Here is a 7,690-nt window from a genome sequence, read left to right on the forward strand (position 1 = left end):
GCCGGCCGTGGCCGGATGACCTCGGGCCGGCGGTCGGCCCGGACCTGGCCGTCCCCCGCACGCCAGCGCTGGAAGGTGCGCAGGTCGATGCCGGCCAGGCTACAGGCCGTTTAGATTAGAGACCGCGTTCAAATACGCTGACCCTGCTGCCGGATTCAGCAGTTAGCGCTTCGCGCAGCAGCGCTTTCAAACGCATTCCCGGAAGAGTCCAGTAGCATTTCGGGCCGTTGACGGGCACTACTCTACGTTTGGAAGCCAAAGTTCCGTGTTGAAAACGCGCGATCTGACTTACATCCCGTTTCAAAAGGCTACCCGGGCCGGGTTGACGAGCCCCAAGTAGGGCGCACACCCCGGTTCCTGTGGGCTTTTTTGCCCAGCGCCGACCAATTGCTTCCCCCAATTCCTCTGGGGGGTTCAAATCCGGCTCTCCGGCGACTTTCAAAATGGGCTGTTAGCGAAGGCGGCTGCGAGAGAAGAGTAGGCGCGGCAGGCGCAAGGATACTGGGCGCCGCGGAGGCGACGATCAACCCAGTCCTCAGCTGACATGGTCTGCTTGGGTCGCCGGATCAGAAGTCATCGCCCAAGGCGTCAAGGTCGACCTGCTGTATTGAGAACCAGATTGGCTCCGGGTTGCGCGCCGCGGTTCGCAGTAGGGGTTTTGCCGCGGACAGCAACTCCTCCAGCGAGCGGAAGGGGTTCACCGCTTCCTCGCCGTCGCTGGTCCGCATCAGCAGGGCGTACCCAGCCTTGCCCGCTCGCGGTGGTGACACCGGTGCGGCCGGCTTTGACGCTGCAATCCGTGCAGCCCGACCGGGAGTGACGGCTCTTGGCTTTGGTTCTGTGCGGGCAGGCTCGCTTGGCGAGGTTGGTGGTGGCCCCTCCGGCTCAGTTGGAGGCAAATCTGGCGCATCCGACGCCAGCGGGAGCGAAGGCAGGGGTTCCGGCGGTCCTGCGGGCGGGGCAGCGAAGAGGTCGGCCGTGGTAGCCCGCGCCGCCACGGGCGCGGCATCAGCGTCGGCTGTGATTGGCGCGGACGGTACCGGAGCAGGAGCGGCCTCGCTAGTGGCCTGGCGGCGCAGCTTGCTCAGGATGGCGTAGATGTTGGCGGGCGTGCAGCCATATGCCGCGGCGACCTCGGCCACCTTGTGTCCCTCGACATCGACCCTGCGGACGATCGTCGCATGCTCCTCACGCGGTATCCTTGGCATCCTGTCCTCGTTGCCCGACGGCACTGAAACGGAAAATGAACCGACAAAGCCTGGAGGTACCACTGGAAACAGCGGATTCAAATTTGAATTCGAAGTCCAGTATTGGGCAGTTTGCCTGTCAGCCTTCCACGCTCGGGCTTGTTCAGCCCGCGATGGAAGAAGTAGTCATACTCGGCGCCAGGTACCGTCGGCCTGTCCTGGTGAGAACGGGTACGCCGCAGCAGCGGGGACATCGGCTACTGCAGGGTTCGGCCGCCACCGCCTTGGCGGTGAGGCGTCTGCCAAGCTCCGTCACAAGGCGGCAGGCCGACCGGCGTGGACAGAACCTGCGTCGCGAGACGCATCCTCCTAGCCCGCAACATTCGTGAGGGCGGACGAGCGGTCTGAAATCGCTTCGGTTTCCTCGCTTCAGGGTTGTGGACTTTATGCTGTTCGCGGCGGGCGGGCTCGACCGCGGTGCCGCATCTGGCCATGGTCGCGCAGCACGCGATGGAAGCTGGCCTCGCTGGCGACATAGACGCCCTCGTCGGCCAGCGTTGGGACAATCCGGGCCGGCGGCGTGCTGGCAAAGCGCGGCTGGTTGGCCAGCTCTACGATCCGCGCCCGCTCCGCCTCGCTGAGCGCGTGCGCCGGCCGTGGCCGGATGACCTCGGGCCGGCGGTCGGCCCGGACTTGGCCGTCCCCCGCACGCCAGCGCTGGAAGGTGCGCAGGTCGATGCCGGCCAGGCTACAGGCCGGAGCCAGCCGGGCGCCGGCGGCGCTGGCCGCCGTGATCTCAGCCATCAGGGTCTGGCGGTCCTCCGGGCGGGTCATTCGTCCTCGCCGTTGCGGAAGACCGCATCCAGTTTTTTTCTGAGCACCAGCAAGGCGGCCGTCTCGGCCAGGGCCTTGTCCTTGCGGTGCAACTCGCGCTCGAGCTCCCGGACCCGCCGCCGGTCCTGCCGCGCCTCGACGGCACTCACCGCCCGCGGCTCGCCGAGGCCGGCGATGGCATCCTGCTTCCAGGCCTCCAGCTCAGCGAGGTAGAGGCCCTGCTCACGGCACCAGGCGCTGCGGGCGGCCTCATCCATCGTTGCCGTAGTGATCACCGCCTCCAGCCGCGCCGCTGGCGTCCAACGCTGGTTGTTCGTCAGTTCACCGGGTGCGGCCAGCGGCTGAGCCCGCCAGCGTTTCAGGGTACCAACGCTAACCCCCACCTCCTGGGATACCAAATCAATGGCCGCACTCTCCGGCGGTAGCAGCCGCGCCACGATGCGGTTCCTGAAGGCTTGTCCGTATCTCGCCATTCTCGATCACCCGAGCCCCTCATTGCGCGATCCTATCCACGCGACAACTCGTCTGACACGGGGGGCTGCCGCTCCGGCTCGTAGGCCAGTGTGCTGCGGGTATCGCGGCCCAGGGCGGATGGTGGGAGCCGGAGGGTCAGCGGTCAGCCGCTTCGGTCCTGATCTCTCTGTCACCCATCCCAGCCGCTTGGTCGTTGCTCGTAGCGGGGGGGGGGGCGGTGCTTGGCTGCGCGCTGACCGTGTTTGGTGGTCCTGCCGAGACCGCCGACTTTGGTGGATAGCGGGCCCCTCACCAGTTCAGGGTCGACCCGCGGCACTACGCAGCGCTGCTCAAACCGCGGGCGCGGGCGAGCACAGTCCGCGCGAGCCTGCCTGATAGTCCAGGTGGAACAATCTGTTTCCGCAGCGTTTACACCGCCGGGGTCATCCTCGTAGTGGCATCGTCTAGTGCCGCAACGAGCTCGGTCGACGAATAGGGCTTGTGCAGGACCGGGGCGTTGCTGGAGTGGAAATTCGTGTATCCCGTCTGCACCACAATCGGCACGCCATTGCTGCGCAGTAATTCCATGACGGGCCAAATCTGCTGGCCGGCAATGTTGATATCCAACACCGTAGCATCAAGTCCGCCTTCGCGCAGCGCTTCCTTGGTGATCGTCAGGGCTTGTTCCAGCGAGGCTGCCGGTCCAATCACCGTCGCCTCCTCCTCAGTGAGCATATCCTCGAGCGCCATGGCCAACATGGCCTCATCCTCAACCAGCAATATGCGCTTGCCTTTCAGCATCGACCCGAATCCCTCAGCGCAGGTATTATAATGCACTGACATTTTTGTGTCACATTGATTTGTGTTGATCTTATCGGTTGTTTGAGGTCTAGCCTCAACTAAAATATTGATATTCCTGCTTGTATAACAAAACTTATGGTTGATGACTCAGGGTGCTGACGACCTCCACAAGCAGGTTAAGAGAGCAAGGCTTATACAACGCCGCTTGCGCTGGATCCGTGACGAGATCCTGGTAGGCTGTATGGAGGACAAACGGCACCGCATGGGCGCGCAGCACGTCCGCCACAGGCCAAACCATCTCACCACCGAGATTGACGTCCAGTACGGCGGCGCTGATGGTGCCCTGTGACAGTATGGTGTCGATCAGGGTCAGAGCTTCCTGAACGGAGCCTGCTCGCCAGACCACCTCAGCACTCGCGTCAATCAAGACATCTTCAATAGATAACGCGAGCAACGCTTCATCCTCGACAACAAGGATGCGTTTGGACTTCAGCATTGGGCCAGACAACCTCCGCTGGCAAACTGTGAGTGGCATGATGGCTGGGCGTCCCTGCCAGATGGTTCATGCCCCGATCGGGTATTGCAACCTCTGATTCGAGTGGCGTTGCTTCGTCGTGACGTTATAGGAAAATTTTTGGGGGCGCCTCAAACGGCGTCAAGCCTTGGGCGGCGCACAATACCTTTGCTAGTCCAGTTCCGGCAAAAACAAAGAGAGTTCGAGCAACATCGTCTGGTCAGGCAAATCGGTTGTCACGGGATATGCGAGCGTCACTGGTCGAGACAATCGAGGCAATAACATCAGACCGGCACCATTGACTCAGCGCGATGACAATCGGTGATCTGGAGAATGGTCCGGAATACTGACCGGTCGGCGGATAGGCTGACGTATTATGGGGCGGCTGCAACCGGCAACACCCTGGCATGGTGCGGATTTTACCTCTCGGAGCCGCCTGGATCTTGCATGGCGGCGTCGGTCATTCCCGCACCCGGCCCTCGCAGTCGACGCGTCCACAGCGCGGTGTGCGGGGCGGCGACGCTGTGCAAGATCGGCGTACCGACGGCATGCGTGCCGTCAGGGACCGTGCCTGGTCTGCTCGCCACCAAGGTTCCTGCTGCATCGGGGTGCCGAGCCCCAATGGCGTGCCGCTCACCTTGGACCCTGGCGGCAGCCACCCATGGGTGCCGCCGGTGATGACCAGCACCCGCAGCCCGGGATGCGCTGGCCGCCGGCTTGGCCACCACCCCCAGGTCAGGCCGCCAAGCAGGCCTGTGGCGCTCACCAGCAGCGCTGCCAGGCAAGGTGTTCCGTCAGCCGCGGTAGCGCCGGCGCTCCGTTCGCGGCCTGCCGCCCACCGGAGCTCAGCTCGCGCCGCCGATCTGCTGGAGGGTAGAGGCCCGGATCCTCGCGGGGGGTGAGTTGGCCAATAGCCCGCGAGACGGTCCATGGCAGCAGCAGCAGCGCGTTCGCTGCCTGGGCGCCGCTAGGCCGCGGCCCCTGGAGCAAACGGCCGCGTCCTGCCCGGCTGGGGTCGCAATCCGGACCAGCCCAGCCGATGGCCGCACGGCATCCCAGACCTGCCCGGTCCCCAGCCCGGCCGCAGGCACTGGCTTGGGCTGCCGGCCTGCCGCGGCGCGACCCGCAGCACCCGTCAGCCGCGCCGCCTCGCGGCGAGAGAGCGCAGCGCCTCCCTGGTGGCCTGCGGTGGGTCGGGCGTAGGGCACCATGGCGCCCCGACGTCTCGGTCGCCCATCGGGCCCGGTGGTGGCGACGTTGCCGCTGCTGGCGCCGAAGACCCGCCTGCCGTGTCACTACGCGGGGGAACGCGCTCGGCATCGCGGCCGGATTCTCATGGGGAGCGGCTGCCACAATGCCAACCAGTCCCACAGCAGTCTGCGGCGGGGCAGGACAAGGTCGATCAGCGAGAAGCATGAAAGCATGCACGACCTCATAATGACCAAGACCGAACTGCCCGGGCCTTCAATCGATCCGACGAACAGGAACCATCTCATACAATCAAGCCGCATCCACTCGTCCTGCGACCCACCAACTCAGTCACCATCCTATGAGTTGTAGTGTACCACACCGGGCCCTAGATAGGCCGTCTCCGGGTCATCCCTTTGGCATCCGAGTAGCCAGTGCAAATCTCACCAGAAAAAATCGCCGCTGCCAGAGCTTGTGGCATTGCGTTTCTGCCGGCCTCTTCGGAGCAGGTCCGGCGCTTGTCGATGCAACTGAAGGTTTTCGAAATCGATGGAAAACCTCATGTAGCGACGCGCAACCGGAGCTTCTTCGAGACCTCAGCGACGCTCGACAAGCTCATTGCAACACAGCTTGAACAACAGCAACTTGCTGATTGGCAGGCTTGGGAAGCGACCGGCACGGCTGACCGAGAGATTGGCCCCTTACCCACTACTGGGGCGGCGCCGGCCGCGGCCGCCTCAGTGCCCAGTGTCGAGGACCATGCAGTATCCGCGCATGAGCAGACGCCGTCGGAGGGCCCGACATCGGCGGTCGAGGCCACGACAGTATCGGCTTGCCCCAGCCAACAGTTGGCGTCGCCGGCTTTGCCGGCAGGCCTGATGCCAGCCCGATCACACGCGGCCAAACATCAGCACAAGGGCAGATGGCTCCTCGCCGGCGCTGAACGGCGTGGCCGGGTGGCACAGCATTGGAGTACGCTCCGCAACCTGGCCCAACGGCGTCGCTCACGCGCTGTAGCAGCCAACCCCAAAGTTGGTGTGAGGCAGGATCGTCGCCCCGCACGGGGCCGGGGGGCGAGGGGTTGCGCCGACGAGGCGGGCACTCATTTCAATCTGGCAGACGGGTTTTGGAGGCACATCGCCTCTGTGTTTGCGAAGCGTGCCCTGGATTAGACCGGCCTGGCGCCGGCTGGTCCCTGTCGCAGCGTGCCGCTAGCCCATTCTATTCGCCGGGCAGCAAAGGCAGGGGCGTCCGCAGGCTGATCTGAGCGGCGGGCATAGGCTTGCATCCGCCTTCGGCGGTATGGTTGTGCTCGGATGGGCGGCGTTGGAGGTTGCTGGGCGAGAGGCGCAGTGGGGCACTGGCCCCGTTGCTCATGGCCCGGCTGGGCGGAAGCTGCGGGCGAGGCCGCAGAACAGCATCGCATGCGGGCAGGCGGCGGCGAAGGCGATGCGGACTTTGCTGGCAGTCTCGATGACCCGGCCCGCGACCTTGAGCAGGTGCAGCCTGAGGGTGGTGAACTCGGCGGTGGCCAACTCGTGCGTCCTGGGGATGCGGTCGCGCAGTGTCAGCAGCAGCCAGTAAGCGGCGGTGTGCAGGACCGGGCGGACCTGGTTGGCCAGTGGCGAGCGGCAAGAGGTGCGATCAGAGGCGAGTTGGGCCTTGTGCAGCTTCACCAGGTTCTCCGCCTGCTCCCTCGCGCAGTACAGGCTGTCGTAAAGCCACTCGGCACTGCCACGGGCAAAGCTGGTGACCACGAAGCGGATGTCGAGGCCCTGGGTACTGGCCTCGATGCGGGCGACCACCCGGCGCTCGCAGGACCAGGACTTGGCGCCGTAGCGCGTCCCGGCATAGCGGCGCAGCACCGGAGCGCTCCCCTCGGCACGGCGGACCCGCACGTCATCGGCGGCGTCCTCGACTGCAGTCCGCAGCACGGCGTTGGTCGGCAGGCCAAAGACGTAGTCGATACCCTGTGCTTCGCAGAAGGCCATCACCTCCGGGCGACCATAGTGGCCGTCCCCACGCAGGGTGATGTGGGTGTTTGGCCAGCGGCGCCGGATCCGCCGGACCAGGCGGCGCAGATGGCTCCGGATCTCCTGGCCGGACGGAGTCTTGCCCGGCCGCAGCAGTACCATCACCGGGCGGGAGGTCGCGGTGTCGTAGACGTGGATGGTAGAAAGCAGCGTTCGTCGTAGTGGGCGTTGAACAGCGACAGCTGCTGGCGCCCGTGCACCACGTCGACCGTGTCGTCGATGTCCAGCGTCACGGCGGCGGGCGGCCGGGGGTAGCTGGCGCAGTAGAGATCGACCATGGCCCGCATCAGCCGGATCACCTCGCGCAGGGAGGGCGCGTTCTCCCAGCGCGACATGGTCGGCTGTGAGCACAGGTCCCGCCCTGGATCGGGCAGGCGGCCGCAGGTCAGCTTGAAGCCGGGATCCCGACGCAGGTGGTCGAGGTCGCCGGCATCCTCGTAGCCACCGGCGATCGCCAGGATCCGCGCTCGCAGGATATCAGCCGGCGAGTGGACCACCCGCGACGGGTCGCGCGGGTCGGAGATCAGCGCCGCCAGCCGATCGCAGATACCAAGCTGGCGCTCGGCTGCAGCTAGCAGCAGCACGCCGCCATCCGAGGTCAGCCGCCCGCCATCGAAGGCGGCGACCACTTTCTTGCGGCCGATCGCTGGAAAGCCGAAGGCTCGGTCGCATTGTCATCC

3 protein-coding genes and 2 pseudogenes are annotated in these 7,690 nt (G+C 65.4%); all 5 read right to left on the reverse strand.

Going from position 1 to position 7,690, the window contains the following annotated elements; genetic code table 11:
- Positions 1–566: 566 nt before the first annotated feature.
- Positions 567–728: a hypothetical protein gene (locus EP26_RS35730; RefSeq protein WP_157033899.1), complete on the reverse strand. Its 162-nt coding sequence runs from the start codon at positions 726–728 to the stop codon at positions 567–569.
- Between the two features lie 912 nt (positions 729–1,640).
- Positions 1,641–2,494 (reverse strand): annotated as a pseudogene (locus EP26_RS38800) (IS3-like element ISAzo10 family transposase); the annotation flags it as partial.
- A 409-nt stretch (positions 2,495–2,903) separates the two neighbouring features.
- Entirely contained in the window at positions 2,904–3,275 is a 372-nt protein-coding gene (locus tag EP26_RS28610; RefSeq protein ID WP_043344407.1) for a response regulator, read from the reverse strand.
- 133 nt (positions 3,276–3,408) lie between these two features.
- Positions 3,409–3,771 carry a response regulator gene (locus EP26_RS28615; RefSeq protein WP_052389817.1) on the reverse strand — a complete coding sequence of 121 codons (363 nt, stop codon included), beginning with the start codon at positions 3,769–3,771 and terminating at the stop codon, positions 3,409–3,411.
- A 2,579-nt stretch (positions 3,772–6,350) separates the two neighbouring features.
- Positions 6,351–7,654: pseudogene (locus tag EP26_RS28620) on the reverse strand (IS1380 family transposase).
- Between the last annotated feature and the right edge of the window lie 36 nt (positions 7,655–7,690).

It is taken from the genome of Belnapia moabensis DSM 16746 (assembly GCF_000745835.1).
GTDB classification, from domain to species: domain Bacteria; phylum Pseudomonadota; class Alphaproteobacteria; order Acetobacterales; family Acetobacteraceae; genus Belnapia; species Belnapia moabensis.

Excerpts from the sequence above, each read along its gene's own strand:
- EP26_RS35730 (WP_157033899.1), bottom strand. The coding sequence starts at position 728 with ATGCGGACCAGCGACGGCGAGGAAGCGGTGAACCCCTTCCGCTCGCTG.
- EP26_RS28610 (WP_043344407.1), bottom strand. The coding sequence starts at position 3,275 with ATGCTGAAAGGCAAGCGCATATTGCTGGTTGAGGATGAGGCCATGTTG.
- EP26_RS28615 (WP_052389817.1), bottom strand. The coding sequence starts at position 3,771 with ATGCTGAAGTCCAAACGCATCCTTGTTGTCGAGGATGAAGCGTTGCTC.